This window comes from Kribbella steppae, from assembly GCF_004342025.1.
GTDB lineage: Bacteria > Actinomycetota > Actinomycetes > Propionibacteriales > Kribbellaceae > Kribbella > Kribbella steppae.
The window spans coordinates 468,264-486,010 of the sequence record NZ_SLWN01000002.1; the positions used below are offsets into that span (position 1 = coordinate 468,264).

At 67.8% G+C, this 17,747-nt stretch carries 19 protein-coding genes; 12 read left to right on the forward strand and 7 right to left on the reverse strand.

Translation table 11 applies throughout. The features are described from left to right. Positions 1 to 30 precede the first annotated feature (30 nt). The 3 genes from mshB to EV652_RS07100 form a co-directional block, all read right to left on the reverse strand. On the reverse strand, positions 31 to 942 hold the full coding sequence (gene mshB, locus EV652_RS07090; protein ID WP_132208175.1) for an N-acetyl-1-D-myo-inositol-2-amino-2-deoxy-alpha-D-glucopyranoside deacetylase: 912 nt from the start codon (positions 940 to 942) through the stop codon (positions 31 to 33). A 50-nt stretch (positions 943 to 992) separates the two neighbouring features. Then, entirely contained in the window at positions 993 to 1,289 is a 297-nt protein-coding gene (locus EV652_RS07095) for a LuxR C-terminal-related transcriptional regulator (RefSeq protein WP_132208176.1), read from the reverse strand. A gap of 128 nt (positions 1,290 to 1,417) precedes the next feature. Then, the gene (locus EV652_RS07100; RefSeq protein WP_242001615.1) at positions 1,418 to 1,876 is read right to left on the reverse strand and encodes a (deoxy)nucleoside triphosphate pyrophosphohydrolase; all 459 of its coding nucleotides are present in this window, start codon (positions 1,874 to 1,876) and stop codon (positions 1,418 to 1,420) included. Here EV652_RS07100 and EV652_RS07105 point away from each other — a divergent pair. The 10 genes from EV652_RS07105 (at position 1,848) to EV652_RS07150 (ending at position 12,422) form a co-directional block, all read left to right on the forward strand. Next, positions 1,848 to 2,474, forward strand: coding sequence for a hypothetical protein (locus tag EV652_RS07105; protein WP_132208177.1), 627 nt, complete (start codon positions 1,848 to 1,850; stop codon positions 2,472 to 2,474). The two genes, EV652_RS07100 and EV652_RS07105, sit on opposite strands and share 29 nt — an antisense overlap. Positions 2,475 to 2,581: 107 nt before the next feature. After that, positions 2,582 to 2,875 (forward strand): Rv0250c family protein, encoded by a 294-nt coding sequence (locus EV652_RS07110; protein WP_132208178.1) that lies wholly within the window; start codon positions 2,582 to 2,584, stop codon positions 2,873 to 2,875. Next, positions 2,875 to 3,675 carry a succinate dehydrogenase subunit SdhC gene (gene sdhC / locus EV652_RS07115; protein ID WP_199238050.1) on the forward strand — a complete coding sequence of 267 codons (801 nt, stop codon included), beginning with the start codon at positions 2,875 to 2,877 and terminating at the stop codon, positions 3,673 to 3,675. Before EV652_RS07110 ends, sdhC begins: the two co-directional genes overlap by 1 nt. Before the next feature lie 17 nt (positions 3,676 to 3,692). Next, positions 3,693 to 5,573 carry a fumarate reductase/succinate dehydrogenase flavoprotein subunit gene (locus EV652_RS07120; protein ID WP_132208179.1) on the forward strand — a complete coding sequence of 627 codons (1,881 nt, stop codon included), beginning with the start codon at positions 3,693 to 3,695 and terminating at the stop codon, positions 5,571 to 5,573. A gap of 69 nt (positions 5,574 to 5,642) precedes the next feature. Beyond that, the gene (locus EV652_RS07125; protein ID WP_132208180.1) at positions 5,643 to 6,395 is read left to right on the forward strand and encodes a succinate dehydrogenase/fumarate reductase iron-sulfur subunit; all 753 of its coding nucleotides are present in this window, start codon (positions 5,643 to 5,645) and stop codon (positions 6,393 to 6,395) included. A gap of 100 nt (positions 6,396 to 6,495) precedes the next feature. After that, positions 6,496 to 8,472, forward strand: coding sequence for an ABC1 kinase family protein (locus tag EV652_RS07130; protein ID WP_132208181.1), 1,977 nt, complete (start codon positions 6,496 to 6,498; stop codon positions 8,470 to 8,472). A gap of 68 nt (positions 8,473 to 8,540) precedes the next feature. Next, a complete protein-coding gene (locus tag EV652_RS07135; protein ID WP_132208182.1) occupies positions 8,541 to 9,932 on the forward strand; it encodes an MFS transporter in 1,392 nt (463 codons plus the stop codon). Between the two features lie 37 nt (positions 9,933 to 9,969). Continuing rightward, positions 9,970 to 10,548 (forward strand): TetR/AcrR family transcriptional regulator, encoded by a 579-nt coding sequence (locus EV652_RS07140; protein WP_158441104.1) that lies wholly within the window; start codon positions 9,970 to 9,972, stop codon positions 10,546 to 10,548. A 1-nt stretch (position 10,549) separates the two neighbouring features. Then, positions 10,550 to 12,124: a carboxylesterase/lipase family protein gene (locus EV652_RS07145; RefSeq protein WP_132208184.1), complete on the forward strand. Its 1,575-nt coding sequence runs from the start codon at positions 10,550 to 10,552 to the stop codon at positions 12,122 to 12,124. A 10-nt stretch (positions 12,125 to 12,134) separates the two neighbouring features. Beyond that, positions 12,135 to 12,422 carry a 4a-hydroxytetrahydrobiopterin dehydratase gene (locus tag EV652_RS07150; protein WP_132208185.1) on the forward strand — a complete coding sequence of 96 codons (288 nt, stop codon included), beginning with the start codon at positions 12,135 to 12,137 and terminating at the stop codon, positions 12,420 to 12,422. Between the two features lie 9 nt (positions 12,423 to 12,431). Here the strand turns inward: EV652_RS07150 and EV652_RS07155 are convergent, their stop codons facing one another. After that, the gene (locus tag EV652_RS07155) at positions 12,432 to 12,782 is read right to left on the reverse strand and encodes a VOC family protein (protein WP_158441105.1); all 351 of its coding nucleotides are present in this window, start codon (positions 12,780 to 12,782) and stop codon (positions 12,432 to 12,434) included. 33 nt (positions 12,783 to 12,815) lie between these two features. Beyond that, entirely contained in the window at positions 12,816 to 13,658 is an 843-nt protein-coding gene (locus EV652_RS07160; protein ID WP_132208187.1) for a helix-turn-helix domain-containing protein, read from the reverse strand. Positions 13,659 to 13,669: 11 nt separating this feature from the next. Between EV652_RS07160 and EV652_RS07165 the strand changes: the two genes are divergently transcribed. Then, on the forward strand, positions 13,670 to 14,788 hold the full coding sequence (locus tag EV652_RS07165) for a WD40/YVTN/BNR-like repeat-containing protein (protein WP_132208188.1): 1,119 nt from the start codon (positions 13,670 to 13,672) through the stop codon (positions 14,786 to 14,788). A 35-nt stretch (positions 14,789 to 14,823) separates the two neighbouring features. Then, positions 14,824 to 15,648, forward strand: a complete 825-nt coding sequence (locus EV652_RS07170) for an acyltransferase domain-containing protein (protein WP_132208189.1) — start codon at positions 14,824 to 14,826, stop codon at positions 15,646 to 15,648. Positions 15,649 to 15,788: 140 nt separating this feature from the next. Here the strand turns inward: EV652_RS07170 and EV652_RS07175 are convergent, their stop codons facing one another. Continuing rightward, the gene (locus EV652_RS07175) at positions 15,789 to 16,961 is read right to left on the reverse strand and encodes a polysaccharide deacetylase family protein (protein ID WP_132208190.1); all 1,173 of its coding nucleotides are present in this window, start codon (positions 16,959 to 16,961) and stop codon (positions 15,789 to 15,791) included. 75 nt (positions 16,962 to 17,036) lie between these two features. Continuing rightward, a complete protein-coding gene (locus EV652_RS07180; protein WP_132208191.1) occupies positions 17,037 to 17,666 on the reverse strand; it encodes a DedA family protein in 630 nt (209 codons plus the stop codon). Between the last annotated feature and the right edge of the window lie 81 nt (positions 17,667 to 17,747).

The following is a 17,747-nucleotide window of genomic DNA, read 5'->3' on the forward strand; positions in this document are numbered from 1 at the left end:
TCAACCGACCGTGTGGATCCGATCACCTTGTCAGAGGCCGGCGAACAGGTCGTCCTCCACGCCGTCCGGGCCTGGGGCGGCGGTGCCTTTGACCAGGCGGTACGCCTCGGAGCCCCAGATCTCGTTGCCGTTGTTGTTCGACAGCGCGAAGAACGGGCCGTCGACGGTGATCTGGGTGGCGTGCGCCTTCATCGCGGTCATCTTCTGATCGAGGTACTGCCCGGCCTCGATCACACAGTCGACGTACTTGTCCGGGGTGACGAAGGGCCCGAGCGGCCCGTCGGGGTCCATCCCCTCGAACGTGGTCGTGTCGCCGGACTCGCGCAGCTTGCGCAGGCTGTCGCGCAGACTCGACTCGGCCATCGCGATCCAGTAGATCTTCGAGATGTCCCAGGCCTCACCCAGATCCTCCCGGTACGACGGAGCCGCGGCGAGCGCGGCCGCGTACGTCGCGACGCGGTGCGCCTGGATGTGATCGGGGTGGCCGTAGTTGCCGTACTGGTCGTAGGTCACCAGCACCTGGGGACGGATCTCGCGGATCACCGGGATCAGGTCGTTCGCCGCCTCGAGCAGGTCGGCCTGCCAGAAGCTGTCCTTCCGGGTGTCCGGCGGGACGTCGGCGTTGCCCTGGTCGTTGTAGATCATCCCGGTGTCGCGATATTTCCCGGGCGCACCGAGGTAGCGGTGATCGGTGACACCGAGCTCGGCCATCGCGGCGGCGAGCTCGCCGATCCGGTGCTCGCCGAGCTGGTCGGTCTGGTCGGCGGCCAGGTGGGTGAGCTCGGGGACGAGCACCTCACCTTCCTCACCGAGCGTGCAGGTGATCAGCGTGACACTGGCACCCTCGGCCACGTAACGGGCCATCGTCACACCGTTGTTGATCGTCTCGTCGTCCGGGTGGGCGTGCACCAGCAACAGCCGGCGATCAGGAAGCTCGCTCATGCCGAAAGCCTACGTCGCCGTTCGGACAGAAAATCGTCTCAGTCGGGCGGTCAGCCGAACCGGCGGACGAGCAGGCAGCCGGCCTGGAAACGGGACTTGGCCCCGAGGCCGGCGATCAGCGCGCTGATCTCGGCCCGGACCGTCCGCAGCGACAGGCCCAGCTCACGGGCGATCGCCGCGTCCTTGGCGCCGGTGGACATCATCCGGCCGATCGCCACCTGACGACTGGTCAGCTCCTTCACCGCCGCCTGGGTCCGCCGTCGCGAACCCAGCTCGTAGACGTCGCAGACGATCTCCGGGGCGATGTCGTCCCTCCGCACCGCAGGGACGACCTGGTAGACCGACATTGCTCGCTCCTCCCCAATAGCTCAGGGGAAGATTCTCCCGTCCGGTCCAGACCGCCCGCCAGGTACAACCCATACAGTTAACCCATACAGTTGATCGGGAGTGTGACTTCTGCCACTCAGCGCCAGGATCACAGCTGCCGGAGCAGCTCGCGGACGAACGGCCGGTCCGGCACCAGCCACTCCGACTCGTCCAGCTCGTCCGGGGCGAACCACCGCAGTTCCGCGTGCTCCCGCAGTACCGGCTCCCCGGCCACGATCGAGGCCAGGTAGACGTGTAATCGATAGCGATCGGAGATGCCGACCGGCGGCCCCAGCGACGCCCCGACCTTGATCTCCAGGTCGAGCTCCTCGCGGATCTCCCGCACCGCCGCCTGCTCCTCGGTCTCCCCCGGCTCGACCTTGCCGCCCGGGAACTCCCACCCGCCGTCAGGCCCTGGCCGGTACGCCGCCAGCACCAGACCGTCCCGGACGACGGCCACTCCTACGACTATCTGCACGTCGCGACTCTTCCATATATACAAAGCAAAACTGTCGACGGCGTCCGGCAGGATGACCGGTATGCCGTTGCAGAACAGGGTTTTACCCACCCAGGAGATCGTGGCCGAGCCCGACCGCGGCCTGCTGATGGGCAACCGTGGCACGCTGCACGGACCCGACCGCCGCCTCGGAACCACCCGCTGGCGATCGAAGGCCTGGATCTGCTGCGTCCTTGACTGGAAGGGCGTTCGGCGCGATCCGATGCCGCCGGGACGCTGGACCGCACTGTTCTTCTTCGACGAGGCCGTCGCCCTCGCGGCCGGCCATCGCCCCTGCCACTACTGCCGCCGCAGGGACTTCCTCCTGTACGCCGGCGCCTGGGCCGGCGGCCGCGGTCTGGACGAACGACCGCGCGCCGCGGCGATGGACGCCCAACTCCACCTCGAGCGCGTCGACCCGCGCACCCGGCAGCAGCGCACCACCATCCAGGAACTCGACGAACTCCCTGACGGCGCGATGATCCGGTACGACGGCCGCCCGGCCCTGGTGCTCGACCGCCAGGTGCTGCCCTGGTCCTGGGACGGGTACGGCGATCCGGTCCGGCCACCCGGGCTGCACCAGGTCGCCGTACTCACACCACCGGCGAATCTCGTTGTACTGAAGGCGGGATTCACTCCATTACTGCACCCGACGGCGCTCGGCAACTGAGGTAAGCCTAACTAGAAACACGCCGTACCGAAGGGTCTTCCGTTGGACGCCTGGCAGGGGCAAAGTGTGCCCATACTGACAGCGACAAAACAATCACTGGAGTCGGCATGGGTGAAGGCAACAGCGGCGTTGCCGCGGTCGTCCGCGCGCTCGAGACGCTGCATGCGGCCGTCGGGAATCTCAGCCAGGAGTACGGTGACACCCTCGGCATTCGCCGGTTGGTGTCGGACGTGGCCAGGCTGAACGACGATCTGGCCGAGCTCGGCCCTCCCGACCCCCGTCACAAACCCGGACCTGTTCCGGAGGAACTCGAGGAGATTCCCGACGTGGAGTATGACGCGTCCATGTGGACAGACGCGGAGCACGAAGGCTTCGGCGCGCCTGACAGGCACGCTCCCTGATGGCGACTGGTGTTAGCGCTCCCGGTCGCGCACAGATCGGGCAGAAAACTCTCAGAACCGATCGCTGGTGGCTGGCGCCGCTGCGGATCGGGGTGATCCTGGTCTTCTTCATCGTCTACGCGACGATCCGGATCTTCATGAACCAGTGGTACTGGGTCGAGGAGTACCACTACCTCACCCCGCTGTACTCCCCTTGTATCAGCGATTCGTGTGTCGCCGGCTCCAGCCACCTGGGCACCTGGTTCCCCAAGTTCCCGGCGTTCCTGCCGCTGAGCCTCATCACCTTCGCGGTGCTGGCCGGCTTCCGCGGCACCTGCTACTACTACCGCAAGGCGGGCTACCGGTCGCTGTTCTTCGCACCGGCCGCCTGCGCGGTCCCGGAGCCGCACAAGAAGTACACCGGTGAGCGCAAGTTCCCGCTGGTCGCGCTCAACCTGCACCGCTACTTCTTCTACGGCGCGCTGGTCTTCGGTCTGCTCAACGTGTACGACGGCATCCTCGCCTTCCACGGGAAGGACGGCGGCTTCGGCATCGGCCTGGGCACGGTGATCATCTGGGTCAACCTGGTGATGCTCTGGCTGTACACGCTGTCCTGCCACGCCTGCCGGCACATCGTCGGTGGCCGGCTGAAGAACTTCTCCAAGCACCCGCTGCGCTACCGGTACTGGACCTTCGTGTCCAAGCTGAACCCCAAGCACGGCACGTTCGCGATGACGTCGCTGTTCACCGTGATCCTGACCGACGCCTACATCATGGCGCTGTCGGCCGGCTGGTTCTCCGACCTGCGCATCTTCAACTGAGACGGACCTTCTCTCTCATGACTGAGCTCGAACGACACACCTACGACGTCGTCGTGATCGGGGCCGGCGGCGCCGGTCTGCGCGCGGCGATCGAGGCCCGCGAACAGGGCAAGCGCACCGCGATCGTGTGCAAGTCGCTGTTCGGCAAGGCACACACCGTGATGGCCGAGGGCGGCTGTGCCGCCGCGATGGGCAACGCGAACTCGAACGACAACTGGCAGGTCCACTACCGCGACACGATGCGCGGCGGCAAGTTCCTGAACAACTGGCGGATGGCCGAGCTGCACGCCCAGGAGGCCCCGGACCGGGTCTGGGAGCTGGAGACGTACGGCGCCCTGTTCGACCGGACCCCGGACGGCCGGATCAGCCAGCGCAACTTCGGCGGCCACACCTACCCGCGGCTCGCCCACGTCGGCGACCGTACCGGCCTGGAGCTGATCCGCACCCTGCAGCAGAAGATCGTCTCGCTGCAGCAGGAGGACTTCCGCGAGACCGGCGACTACGAGGCCAACCTCAAGGTGTACGGCGAGTGCACCGTCACCGAGCTGTTGAAGGACGGCGACGCGATCTCGGGTGCCTTCGGCTACTGGCGTGAGTCCGGCCGGTTCATCCTGTTCGACGCACCGGCCGTCATCCTGGCCACCGGTGGGGTCGGCAAGTCGTTCAAGGTCACCTCGAACTCCTGGGAGTACACCGGTGACGGGCACGCGCTGGCGATGCGGGCCGGCGCGACGCTGATCAACATGGAGTTCATCCAGTTCCACCCGACCGGCATGGTCTGGCCGCCGTCGGTGAAGGGCATCCTGGTCACCGAGTCGGTCCGCGGTGACGGCGGCGTCCTGAAGAACTCCGAGGGCAAGCGGTTCATGTTCGAGTACGTGCCGGATGTGTTCCGGGCGCAGTACGCGGAGACCGAGGACGAGGCGGACCGCTGGTACAAGGACCCGGACAACAACCGGCGGCCACCGGAACTGCTGCCGCGTGACGAGGTGGCCCGGGCGATCAACTCCGAGGTGAAGGCCGGCCGCGGTACGCCGCACGGCGGTGTCTTCCTGGATGTGTCGTCCCGGCTCCCGGCCGAGGAGATCACCCGCCGGCTGCCGTCGATGCACCACCAGTTCAAGGAGCTCGCGGACGTCGACATCACCGCCGAGCCGATGGAGGTCGGTCCGACCTGTCACTACGTGATGGGCGGCGTCGAGGTCGACCCGGACACCGCGCAGTCCGTCGTACCGGGCCTGTTCGCGGCCGGTGAGGTCGCCGGTGGGATGCACGGGTCGAACCGGCTGGGCGGCAACTCGCTGTCCGACCTGCTGGTGTTCGGCCGCCGGGCCGGCATGGGTGCGGCGATGTACGTCGACTCGCTGCAGGGCCGGCCGAAGATCGCCGAGGAGGACATCGACACGGCGGCGGCCGAGGCGCTGGCGCCGTTCGAGCTCGAGGGCGGCGAGAACCCGTACACGATCCACCAGGAACTGCAGCAGTCGATGAACGACCTGGTCGGCATCATCCGCAAGGAAGAGGAGATGGAGCAGGCGCTCGGCCGGCTGGCCGAGTTCCGCGGCCGGATCGCGAAGATGACGGTGGAGGGCCACCGTCAGTTCAACCCCGGCTGGCACCTGGCCCTCGACCTGCGCAACATGCTGACCGTGTCGGAGTGCGTGGCGAAGGCGGCGCTGCAGCGGCAGGAGTCGCGCGGCGGTCACACCCGGGACGACTACCCGGGGATGAACGCCGAGTGGCGCAAGCTGCTGCTGGTCTGCTCGCTCGACGCCGATCACGCGGTGAACGTGGTCCAGAAGGACCAGATCCCGATGCGCGACGACCTGCTGGAACTGTTCGAACTGGACGAGCTCAAGAAGTACCTGACCGAAGAGGAGTTGCCTGCGCATGACTGAGCGAAGCGAGGGCATCAATAAGCACAGCGAGCTCTGCTCATCGGCGCCCGCAGCGCAGCGAGGACGCCGATGAGTTACAAAGGCAAGTTCCGTGTTTGGCGGGGCGACTCCGAGGGTGGTGACCTCAAGGACTACGAGGTCGAGGTGAACGAGGGCGAGGTCGTCCTCGACGTCATCCACCGGCTGCAGGCGACCCAGACGCCGGATCTGGCGGTCCGGTGGAACTGCAAGGCCGGCAAGTGCGGCTCCTGCAGCGCCGAGATCAACGGCATGCCGAAGCTGATGTGCATGTGCCGGATGAACACGTTCGCCGAGGACGAGGTCGTCACCGTCACCCCGATGCGCACCTTCCCGGTGATGCGGGATCTCGTCACCGACGTCTCGTACAACTACACCAAGGCCCGGGAGATCCCGGCCTTCACGCCGCCGGTGGACGTGAAGCCGGGCGAGTACCGGATGCAGCAGGCCGACGTGGAGCGCTCGCAGGAGTTCCGCAAGTGCATCGAGTGCTTCCTGTGCCAGGACACCTGCCACGTCATCCGGGACCACGAGGAGAACAAGGAGAACTTCTCCGGTCCTCGCTTCCTGATGCGGATCGCCGAGCTGGACATGCACCCGCTCGACGCCGCCGACCGGCAGCTCGAGGCCCAGGAGCAGCACGGCCTCGGCTACTGCAACATCACCAAGTGCTGCACCGAGGTCTGCCCTGAGCACATCAAGATCACCGACAACGCGCTGATCCCGATGAAGGAACGCGTCGCCGACCGCAAGTACGACCCGCTGGTCTGGCTCGGCAACAAGATCCGCCGCCGCCCGGCGTAGCAATGCGTGAACCCCCGGCACCACGCCGGGGGCTCTCGCCGGGGGCGTTCACCCGTGTGGGGGAGCTGTTGCGGGTGGTTCGGGGCCTAGGGTTCCGGGCATGGACATCGTGCTGGTCGGGCTGATCAACGTCGGCATCTTCATGGTGATCTTCGTACCCGTCGCGCAGCGCCTGCTCGGCGTCCGGTTCGGCCTGATCCGGCTGGCGATGGGCGCCGGGCTCACCCTCGCCGTGTTCGGACCCATCGCGTCAGCGTTGGTCGGGCCGCCGCCGTTCGAGGGCTCGAACGCCGCGGCGGTCGCGTTCCTCGCGCTCACCACGGTCTGTTCGATGCTGGCCGGCCTGATCTTCCTGGTCCTGTCCGAAGCAGTCGTGCCGACCGGCTCGTTGCCTCGGGCCCGCGATCTACGTCGCGACGTCGGCGGCCGGATCGCCCGGACCAAGCGCTACCTCCAGATCCTCCGGATCGCGATCAGGCACGGCCTCGGCCCGTACCTCCGCGGCCGTCGCCGCCCGGGCCGCGAGAACCCCGCCGGCCAGGCCGAGCTCGCCCGTTCGCTCCGTCATGCTCTCGACGAGGCCGGCGTCACGTTCGTCAAACTCGGCCAGGTGCTGTCCACCCGCAGCGATGTCATCCCCGCCGCCGTCGCCAACGAGCTGAGCCGTCTGCAGGACCAGGTCTCCCCCGCGCCGTGGCCTGAGATCGAGGCCGTCCTCACCGAGGAGCTCGGCGCACCGCCACACCAGCTGTACGCCGACTTCGACACCGAACCGCTCGCCTCCGCCTCGGTCGCTCAGGTCTACACGGCTCGGCTGCCGGAGGGCGCGGATGTAGTCGTCAAGGTCCAGCGCCCCGGTATCGCCGCGGTCGTGGATCGGGATCTCGACATCGTCCGGCGGCTGGCCCGGCTGCTCGAGCGGAACACCGACTGGGGCCGGTCGATGGGCGTCCGGGCTCTCGCCGACGGGTTCGCCGAGGCGATGCGCGAGGAACTGGACTTCACCGTCGAGGCCGGCAACATGACCACGATCGCGGCCGGCCAAGCCGTTGCTTCGAACAACGACCTGGTCGTGCCCGAGCTCTACCCCGGGGCCTGCACCCGCCGGGTGCTGACGATGCAGCGGCTGGACGGCATCGGCCTCGGCAACGCCGCACGGGCGATCGCCGACCGCGGTCTGGACGCGACCCGGCTGGGCCGCGTGCTGTTCGACTGCCTGCTCGGTCAGGTCGCGATCGACGGGGTGTTCCACGCCGACCCGCATCCGGGCAACTTCCTGCTCCTCGACGACGGCCGGATCGGCATGCTCGACCTCGGCTCGGTCGGCCGGCTCGATCCGGCCACCCGGGAGGCGTTGCAACGGTTCCTGCTCGCGATCGACCACGGCGATCCGGTCGCCGCGACCGACGCCCTGCTGGAGATCGTGTACCGCCCTGACGTCATCGACGAACGCAGTCTCGAGCGCGCCGTCGGGCAGTTCATGACCCGCCACCTCGCCGCCGGGGTTGCGTTGGGGCCGGCGATGTTCAACGACCTGTTCAAGATCATCACCTCGCACGATCTCGGCGTACCGCCGGAGGTGGCCGCGGTCTTCCGGGCGCTGGCCACGATCGAGGGAACCATCTCGCGGATCTCCCCCGGGTTCGACCTGGTCGCCGCGTCCCGCCAGTTCGCTTCGGCGCATGTGACCGACCGCCTCGCTCCGGAGGCATTACGCCGTACGGCGACCGAGGAGCTCGCGACATTGTTGCCGATGTTGCGGCGACTGCCACGCCGGATCGACCGGATCACCGCCGCGGCCGAGAGCGGTCGGCTGGGCCTGAACGTCCGGCTGCTCGCGGACGATCGGGACCGTCGGCACATCACCACGCTGCTGCATCAGGTCCTGCTCGCGATCCTCGGCGCCACCGCCGGTTTGATGGCGGTCCTGCTGCTCGGGACGCCGGGCGGCCCGAAGATCACCGAGACGATGACCCTGTTCCACCTGTTCGGCTACAACCTGCTGGTGATCTGCGCCGTCCTGGTCCTCCGCGTCCTGGTCCTCGTCTTCCGCCTGCCCGACAGCAGCCGCACGTGACCCGCATCCTCCGCTCTTCAGCCACCTCCCTTGACTTGAAGTTCACTTGAACTTTGAGGATATGCACCATGTCCTCGACCACCGCCCCTGCCGCGACCCCCCAACGACTGTTCAGCGGCCGGCACCTGCCGCTCGTCCTCGGCGTGATCGGACTCGTCACCCTCGGCGCGTTCGAGAACCGCGCGGTCGGTACGGCGTTGCCGACGATGGTGCGGGAGTTCGACGCACTCGGCAGCTTCGGGCTGGCCAACGCGGCGCCGAACGCGAGCTACCTGATCTCACTCGCGATCGCCGGCCTGTGGTCCGACCGTCGCGGCCCGATCCCGACCCTGCGGGTCGGCGCGATCGCGTTCACCCTGGCCCAACTGCTGGTCGGTACGGCGGCCGCGATGCCGATGGTCGTCGCCGGCCGGCTGCTCAGCGGCTTCGCGGAAGGGCTGCTCGACGTCTCGCTGATGGTGCTGGTCGCCCGTGCGCTGCCCGCCGTACTGCGGCCGAAGATGTTCTCGCTGTTCGCCGCGATGTGGATCCTGCCGTCGGTGCTCGGTCCGGTGCTGACCGGCCTGGTGACCGAGCAGTTCGGCTGGCGCTGGGTGTTCCTGGGTGCGGTCCTGCTGATCGTGCCGAGCTGGATGCTGCTCGGTCCGGCGATGCGGCAGTCGGCGAACGCTCCGGTGCCCGAGCGCAGCGCCGAGGATGCGGCCGAGCTGCAAGCGTGGCGGGCGGCGCTTCCGTGGGCGCTCGCCGCCTCGGTCGCGTTGTTCTCGATGACGCTGGCCGGTGACCACCTGGAGGCGCATCGGGTGATCGGCGGGATCGCGATCCCGGTGGCGCTGGTGGTGCTCGCGCTGGCCGCCGTACGGGTGATGCCGAAGGGGACCTTCGTGGCGCGGCGAGGGTTTCCGGCCGTGGTCGCGGTTCGGGGACTTGGGGGTGCGGCATTCGCCGGGGCTGGTGCGTATCTGCCGCTGTTGCTCACGCTGCAGCATCAGTTCAGCCCGTCGCGCGCCGGGGTGACGCTGTCGATCACCGGCGTGAGCTGGGCGCTCGGGTCCTGGTTGCAGGGGCGGAACCTCGGCATCACTCGGGTCAACGTGCTGCGATCGGGTCTCGCGCTGATGACGGCCGGTCTCGCTGTGACCTCGTTGCTGGCATGGACGGATGCGACGACGTGGTTCGGCTTGATCGGTTGGGCCTTCGCCGGTGTCGGGATGGGCCTGAGCTCCTCGAGCCTGTCGGTCCTCACGCTGGACCTGTCCGACGCCGGCAACTCTGGCCGCAACAGCAGCGCCGCCCAGATGGCCGGCACGATGAGCATCGCCACAGCCCTCGCCGTCAGCGGCACCCTGCTCGCCCTCAATGCCGCCGATCCGCAGCCCTGGGTCTTCGGCGCCATCATCTCGGTCAGCGCCGCGATCGCCCTCCTCGGCCTCCTCACCGCGGGTCGCGTCCGCCCCTGAGGTTTGGAAATTTGCTTGCGTGAGCTAAGGTTTGCTTGTGCGAGCAAAACGAACGCTTACCGAGCAGACGCGGCGGAGTCAGATCGTGACGGCGGCGATCGAGGTGATCGCGGCGGGCGGGTCGGCGCAGGCGAGTTTCAAGGCGATCGCGGAGCAGGCCGGGCTGAGCAGCACCGGGCTGATCTCGTACCACTTCGCCAATCGGCATGAGCTGATCGAGGAGGTCGGACGGCAGATCCTGGAGACGTTCGGCGACTTCGTGCTCGAGCGCACCCAGGGCATCGAGGAGCCGGCCGAGGTCCTGCACGCCTTCGTCGAGGCGAATGTCGCGTTCCTGCGCACCCACCGTTCCCATGCGGCCGCACTGGTCCGGATCAAGCAGGATGTCGCGCCCGCCGAGCTAACGCGATCGGACCAGGACCGGTTGGCCGACGTACTGCGGCTGGGTCAGGCGAACGGCGTACTGCGCGAGTTCGACCCGCATCTGGTCGCGGTGTTCATCCTGTCGATCCGGGACGGCATCGTCCGCCAGCTCGAACTCGAACCCGACCTCGACCTGGACGCGGCCGGCCGGGAGTTCGCCACGCTGGTCGACCTGGCCACCCGGAAGGCCTGACATGCGAGCGATCGCACTGACCCTGACCCTCCTCGCGGCACTGATTGCCTGTAGCAAGGATGTGAGCCCTCAAGTGACAGTCCAAGGCCCCGTCGTCCACACCGACACCGGCGACGTCCGCGGCACCGTTCATCCGGATCGCCGCGTCTTCCAAGGCATCCCGTACGCCGCCCCACCGGCCGGCGAACTCCGCTGGGCGCCCCCGCAACCCGCGAAGCCGTGGACGGGTGAGCGCGCCGCCACCAAACCCGGCAGCCCGTGTCCGCAGCTGAACAACGTGATCGCCGACCTGTCCGGGACGAACGAGGACTGCCTGTTCCTCAACGTGACCACGCCGGCCACCGCGTCGCCGGACCACAAGAAGCCCGTCATGGTGTGGATCCACGGCGACGGGGCGATCGGGTCCGGTGACATCTTCGATGCGGCCCGACTGGCGGTGGACGGAGACGTCGTCGTGGTGACGTTCAACTTCCGCCTCGGCGTCTTCGGCGGCTTCGGCCATCCCGAGCTGAAGGACTCCGGCACGATCGGCCTGCAGGACCAGCGCGCCGTCCTGCAGTGGGTCAAGCGCAACGCGGCCGCCTTCGGCGGCGATCCGGGCAACGTGACCCTGTTCGGAGTCTCGTACGGCGCCTTGTCGACCAGCGCGCACCTGATGTCGAAGGAGTCGCACGGCCTGTTCCACAAGGTGATCATGCAGAGCGGCTTCACCCTGATGGACATGCCGGCCGGGGCGGTCTACGAAGGCATCCCGGCCCTCCCCTGGTACGGCTGGACCACCACGAAGGACGCCCAGACCCAGGGCGTCGGCCTGGCACAGCAACTCGGTTGCAAGGACCTGACCTGCCTGCGCACGGTCCCGGTCGCCAAGCTGCTCGAAGTGCCGCAGGTGATGAACATCTTCCAGCCGTATGCCCTCGGCAACGACCAACTCCCGGCCGATCCAGCCCAGGCGCTGGCGAACGGCGAGTTCGCGAACGTCCCGGTGCTCTCCGGTACGACGCGGGACGAGCACACGACGTTCGTCGCGTTCTTCCGTGAACTCGCCGGCATGCCGGTCACCGCGGCGGCTTACCCCGAGCTGCTCCGCAAGGCCTTCGGCGACCAAGCTGCCAAGATCCAGGCCGAGTACCCGCTGACGGACTACGCGACACCAGCGCTGGCCTGGGCGGCTGTACTCACTGATCGGATGTGGGCCAAGGCACAGCTGAAGCAGAACCAGTTGCTTTCAGCAAAGAACCCGTTGTGGTTCTACGAGTTCGCGGACCGGAACGCTCCGTTGGACATCCCCTTCCCGAAGGGTTTCCAGGCCGGCGCCTGGCATGCGGGCGACGTACAGTATCTGTTCCGGTCCGGCACAACGGAGATGTCCAAGGACCAGTTGGCGCTGTCCGACGCGATGATCGGCTACTGGACCAACTTCGCGCATCGCAGTGACCCGAACGGCGACGGTCTGCCGGAGTGGCCGAAGTTCACCACCCCGGACACGGTCCAGTCGCTCGCGCCGAACGCGATCCGCCAGGTCGACTACGAACAGGAGCACCGCCTGGCATTTTGGGAGCAGGTTGGGGTCTAGAGTGTGGCGCATGGCTGAGCTGCTGACCGACGACCAGATCGACCAAGCGATCCGCGACCACCTCCCGCAGTGGAAGTTCGCGGACAACGGGCTGGTCCGCAGCGTCAAGCGGGAGACGTTCCTGGACGGCATCCGCCTGGTCGCCACGGTCGCCCAGCTGGCCGAGTCGATGAACCATCACCCTGATATCGACATCCGCTACACCACCATCACCTTCCGGGTCAGCAGCCACGACGCCGGCGGGATCACCGAGGACGACCTCGTCCTCGCCCGCCACATCGACACCGCCGCCGGCTGACCCCGCAGCTCACGCCGTCTGACGTAGTCCCAGCAGAGTCCCGTCGGGATCACGGACATACGCGAGCCGCCCGACCCCCGGCAGCTCTTGCGGGTCGCTCGCGGCCGTCCCACCCGCGTCGGCGACCGCCGCCAACGTGGCGTCCAGGTCGTCGACCTCGATCCAGGCGATCGCCGGCTGCTGTTGGTAGTCCCGACTCATGATCGCCCCGTCGATCCCGTCCCCCGCACCGGTCGACGCGACCAGATAGCCGCCGACGAACGGTGACGCCTCCGTCGTCCAGCCGAACGCCTTGCCGTAGAACGCCGCTGCCCGGTCGAGGTCGGCCGAGGTCAGCTCGACATGAATGATCCGTCCCACAGTTCTCTCCTTCGTCCCAACGGTTCGCAGACCTCAGCGTGGCCGGGCCGAACCGGTGCTGTCTTGGACGGATCTCTCATGCATCAGCGCCGCGATCCCGTTCTCCACCGCGCGGAACGACGAGGCACTCACACCGGTGTACCGCTTGAAGTCCCGGGCGGCATGAGCCTGGTCGTAGTACCCATGCAGCGCGGCCAGCGTCGCAGCGGCGTCGGACGGCCCGTCGAGCAAGCCGCCGACGAAGTGGAAGAACCGGACGATCTCACTGAACTTCTTGGGCCCGACACCGGTCAGCCCGCTGAAGACACGATGCAGGGTCGAGTACGACGTCCCGACCTCAGCCGCCAGTGTGGCAACCGGCAGACCGCCGCGGCTCTCGTCGATGAGTCGTACGGCGCGATCGACCAGGTCTATCTCCAGCGGACGGAAATGCGGTTCCAGGAAGGCGGCCAACGCGTCAGCCCGGTCGGCTCCGAACTCCTGTCCGCGTAGAGCCTCGGCCAGGCGGTACGTCGTACCAGGACCCAGCCAACTGTCCAGGGAGACGACTCCGTCGACGAGTCCATCGGCGACACCGAGTGCTGCGACTCCCCAGGGCTTGAGCTCGACACCGGCATAGCTCGACGGGCCGGACTGGGTGAGCACGTTCGGCCGGGTCATGATCCCGAACAGGCTGGCGTCGTTGAGCCAGTGCGCGCCCGACACCGGATCGTGCCGGTGACCAGGCTCTGCCAGCGCGACCGCGAGTGCGGGCCGGCCGTTCGGGATGAGGATCTCCCGTTGCACCTGGGCCGACCCGGGCGCCTCGACCATCCAGTAGTGCTCGACGACGTCGCGCTGCGCGGCCGGTGGCGGGAAGCGAAGGTAGGCGACCACGGGCTCACGATATGGCTGCTTCGCGTCATGTCGTAGGTCCGCCACGGAGAGTGCTGGCCCGGCACGGCAACCGGCACGTACATCTTGACCATGTTCACCTCAGCCCTCGCCACCTGCTCGTCCTGCCACAGCTGGCGAACCCTGGCTGGTTCTGGAACCGGCCGCACTGCGACACCGTGTACGGCGATGGGTCGGTGACGATCACCGAGACGGACGGCGCGACGCTTGCGCCGACGACCGAGAAGCTGCAGGCGGTCACGTACGCGAAGGTCGCGGCCCTCGAGGAGCCGAACACCCTGATCACGATCGGCCGCCAGTCGATCCAGCGGTCGAGCGACGCCGGCTGCAGTTGGCAGTTGCTCGACAAGGCGCCGGACGACCTGAGCGCGTACGACGTCCAGCCAGGTCCGGGCGATACGGCGTACATCTACAGCGTGAACGACCAGCCGATCCACCGGGTGAAGGGCAGCGTCGTCACCACCGTGCAAGGACCGGTGAACGGCAGCGGACTGGCCGCGCTCGTCGCCGCCCCGGGCAGGCTGCGCGTGGTCGCGGGTGACGGTCAGCTCTACGACTCGTACGACGACGGGCTCAGCTGGCAGCCCATCGGCGTACCGGCGGCGCGGGATCTGTTCCTGTACGACGCCGTGGTCGATCCGCGCAATCACGACCACATCGTCATCGGGGTGATGTCGGACGGCGTCTACGTCACCGACGACGGCGGCCGGAGCTGGATCCGGTCGAAGCCGGTCAGCCGGGTGAACGCGTTCAGCCTGGCCATCTCGCCGGCCGATCCGTCGAAGGTCTGGATGGAGGGGTACGACCGGGACCGCTCGACCCGGTTCATCTGGGAGTCGGCGGACGGCGGGCTGAAGTTCGAGCCGGTGCTGGACCAGAGCCGGGCGACGCTGATCAACGGCAACAAGATGTGGGCCAGCCCGGTCGACCCGGATCTGCTCTACTTCAGCTACGGAACGTCGTTCGCCAACTACGGCGCCGACCTCTACCGCTTCCGCCCGTCGACCGGCGAGCTGACCAAACAGCACAACCGCAACGACGGCATCCCGTCGCTGGCCTTCAGCCCGGCCGATCCCACCATCCTCTACCTCGGGTTGGCCGAGGAGCGGTAAGTCTCTGGCTGGCCCGGATCGGATACCGTTGGCGAGTGACGACTGCCGAGGAATACCGCCTGCTGGGGTTCAGCGACGAGGACCGTGACGCTACCGAGGCCTTCGAGGCGGACCCGGTCGTCGTCAAGGATCTGGCCGACCAACTGCGGGCGGCGATCGGCAAGCTCGGCAGCGAACCGCAGCTCCGGATGCCCGAGGACCCGCGCAACTCGGTCCAGGCCTTCCTCGACACGTTGCCGGACATACGGCGCTTCCACGCCGAGCGAGGCATCCCGGACGAGATCAGCTGGGCCTCCCTCGCCGATCTCGGGCAGCAACTCAAAGTGCATCGCCGGACCTTCGGTGAGTACGGCCTGCAAACGCATTGGTGGATGACAGTGCACTGGACCGGCCAGATCTACGCGCTCGGCCGGCTGCAGTTCCTGCTCCACCAGCCACCGGCCGACAAGCCCGTGCCCGGGACCGAGCCGGGAGAGTGGCTCATCGGCGTCCACATCCCGGAGACCGGTCCGCTGACGCCCGAGCTGGTCGACGACAGCTTCGCGCAGGCGCGGGAGTTCTTCCCCCGATACTTCCCGGAGTTCCCGGTGAAGACGGCGAACCTGTGGTCCTGGCTGATCGATCCGTACCTGCTCGACAACCTTCCGCCGGAGTCGAACATGGTCCGGTTCGGCCGCCGCTTCACGCCGTACGGCGTACCGAACGACAGCCAGGACGGCGCGATCTTCTTCACCTTCCGTACGCACGATCTGGAGCGGCTGGACGAGTTGCCGCAGGACACCACGCTGCAGCGGCTGGTGGTCGGCCGGATCAAGGACGGCGGCACCTGGCAGAGCGCCTACGGCTACCTCCGCCTGTGAGCTAGAGCCTTCGCTGGCACCTAGCGTCGGTCGGATGGGACCGAAGGACAGGAGGTATCAGTCGCCGCCGACATGATCCGCGCGTCAAACCGGCGCGGTCACCTTGTCTGAGGCCGATACCTCCTGTCCTTCGGTACCCGTCACCCGCGGTACTTGGTCAGCCAGCTGACCAGCTCCATGTTGCTGACGCACCGGACGTCCGGTTGTTTGCAGGTCTCCGCGACGAAGCTCGTGAGGGCGTCGGAGTAGACGCTGTTGTTCCAGCGGTTGAAGTGGTTGCCGAGGAACAGCGGCGGGTTCCCGTTCGCCCGGGACTTCGCGAGCGCTTGGCGGTACGTCGCGAGCACCTGTGCCTTCAGCACCGGCGCCTGCGCGATCGGCGCGGTGCGAGCGCCCGTCTGGGTGAACCACAGGTTGTAGTCCATTGTCAGCGTGCTCTTGCCGGTCCCCGCCAACTCGACCGACTGCAGCGGGAAGTTCCACAGACCGCCGGACTTCGTCGGCCAGGCGATCACTCCCGGCTCGGAAGCGTCGTACAGCATCCCGCGCTGCACCATCGCCTGCCGGTACGCCGGTCGATTGCCTTCGAGGCACGGCGTCCGCATCCCCTTCACCGTCGCCGGGTCGAACGGAGCCGCCACGGGCTTGCCGGCCGCGAGCGTCGGACCGGTCCGCACCATCTGGTCGAACGACTGCAGTTCCGCGGTCCATTGCGCTGTGGTCCACCGCCCGACGCCGGTCTGGCCGCAGAAGTGACCGTTCGCGTGGGTGCCGATCTCGTGGCCTTCGGCGATCGCCTGCCGGAGTACGGCGGTCCGCGCCTCGATCGCGCCCGGGTCACCACCCCAGCCGATGTCGGACGCGCCGGGCTTCTTGTACGGCGGTTTGTAGTCGGTCCGGCGTGCGGACGGGTAAAGGTACGGGCCGGACAGGAAGAACGTCATCCGAGCGTCGGCCTGCTTGGCGACCGCCCGCCAGCGAGCCCAGAGGGCAAGATCACCGGCGCCGTCGAACGAGACGACCACGAACAACGGCGGCTTCCCGTCCGCCAGCCGTGCCGGGAAGCTCCGCGTGACGGGCGCCGCGGCCTTCTCGCCCTTCGTGCTCGGCTTCGCGGTCGGAGTGGGCGGAGTGGGCGGCAGGCTGGGGCTGTGCGGGGTGCTGGGGGTGGCGCTGGGCCTCGGGGTTGGGCGGGGCTTGGTCGGCGTACTCGACGGGGACGGTGCGCCTTCCAGCGGCACGTCGGCACATCCGACAAGCAGCGCCGCCACCACCGCAGCGGCACCGAGGAGGTTCGCCCCAGGCCTCACCACGTGTCTACTGACGCATGCGGGACCGGTTGAGTTGGTCCGGGACACGCCTTCGCGGGGAAACCCGCCAGGCGATCGTTACCCGGCGGTGATCTTGGCCGCGCGGCGCCTGACGGCGATCCGGCGCGAGGTCTCGATCACCAGGCCGATCACGAACGCCAGGCTCAGGCTGAACGCCAGCGCCTTCAGCGAGTCGTGCGCGAACGCGTCACCGCCGAGGTAACCGAGCAGAGCGACGTACGTGTAGGCGACCGTGACGCCGGCGAAGGTGAAGACGAAGAACTTCTTGAACGAGTACCGGGTCGCGCCCGCGGTCAGGGTGGCGACCATCCGCGCGCCCGGGATGTAGCGGACCGTCATCAGGATCAGCCCGCCGCGAGAATGCAGCGCGGCCGACACTTTGTCGTAGACCGCCTGTCTGCGCTCCTGACGCTTCATCCAGCGGTGCAGCGCCGGCCCGGAACCGCGGCCCATGAAGTAGCAGACGGTTTCGCCGATGACGGAGCCGAGCATCGCCAGCACGATGACGAGGAGCAGGTTCTGGTGCCCTGCGGCGGCGGCCATACCGGCCGTGACGACCAGGCCCTCACTGGGGATCACCGGGAAGACAGCGTCGATCGCGGCGGCCAGGAACAGGACCAGCAGCAGCCAATGCGAGGCCATCGCCACACTGAGCAGCTGCCGTGCAGCCTCCATCAACTCTGTCATCCCGAACAGGATGCCATTGAAAGCCAAAAACGCCGCAATCCCATCGATGTGATTCAGCGGTGATTCAGCGGTGGTTCAGCG